Source organism: Marinobacter sp. G5_S1_61_S3 (assembly GCF_054968585.1).
In genome coordinates this window covers 1-1,074 of record NZ_JBQKUK010000039.1, presented here as the reverse complement: position 1 = coordinate 1,074, position 1,074 = coordinate 1, and the positions used below count along the sequence as shown (strand labels likewise).

Here is a 1,074-nt window from a genome sequence, read left to right as displayed (position 1 = left end):
ATCGAAGCCGGCATCATCTGGGTCAACAGCTGGTTCCTGCGGGATCTGCGCACACCCTTCGGCGGCAGCAAACAGTCCGGCATAGGCCGCGAGGGTGGTGTGCACTCCCTGGAGTTCTACACCGAGATGAAAAACATCTGTGTGAAATTGTGAGTTGACCATGACTGCACCTGAAAACAGCCCGGAAATCGGGCGTGATATAACCGCCGCCAGCTACCGCACCAATGTCCATGACCATGGCAAGGGCAGTGTTCCGGTAATGATGATCCACGGCTCCGGCCCCGGCGTGACCGCCTGGGCCAACTGGCGCCTGGTGATTCCGGAGCTGGCGAAGAACCGCCGTGTGGTGGCCCCGGATATGCTCGGCTTCGGATATACCCAGCGTCCGGAAGACAACACCTACAGCCGGGAACGCTGGGTCTCCCATGCCATCGGCGTTATGGATGCACTGGATCTGCAACAGGTGGATTTGGTCGGCAACTCCTTCGGTGGCGGCCTGGCCCTGGCACTGGCGATCGAGTACCCGGAGAGGGTTCGTCGCCTGGTGCTGATGGGCTCTGTCGGTGTCAGCTTTCCAATCACTGAGGGCCTGGATGATGTTTGGGGCTATCAGCCTTCCCTTGAAAACATGCGCCGCCTGATGGATGTGTTTGCCTTTAACAAAGGCCTGCTCACCGACGAACTGGCGGAGATGCGCTATCGGGCCAGCATCCGCCCCGGTTTCCAGGAATCCTTTGCCGCCATGTTCCCGGCACCGCGTCAGCGTTGGGTCGACAACCTGGCCAGCGAGGAGAAGCACATCCGGGCGCTGCCCCACGAAACCCTGGTTCTTCATGGCCGCGAGGATGAGGTGATACCGCTTGCTGCCTCACTGAAACTGGCGGAACTGATCGACCGAGCCCAGTTGCATGTGTTTGGCCGTTGCGGCCACTGGACCCAGATTGAACATGCCAACCGGTTTGCCCGGCTGGTGAACGATTTCCTGACCGAGGCCGATCAAGAGGCTTCAGGAGCAGAATAATGGAACAGAAACGTATACAGGTGCTGGGTGACGAGCTTTACCAGGCCATGCTG

At 59.6% G+C, this 1,074-nt stretch carries 2 protein-coding genes; both read left to right on the top strand.

The annotated features are described in order from the left end of the window. Positions 1–153: aldehyde dehydrogenase family protein (locus tag ACTRWH_RS20420; RefSeq protein WP_462826793.1), on the top strand; the 153-nt coding region annotated here is incomplete at its 5' end. Between the two features lie 7 nt (positions 154–160). Then, a complete protein-coding gene (locus ACTRWH_RS20415) occupies positions 161–1,021 on the top strand; it encodes an alpha/beta fold hydrolase (protein ID WP_462826792.1) in 861 nt (286 codons plus the stop codon). Positions 1,022–1,074 lie beyond the last annotated feature (53 nt).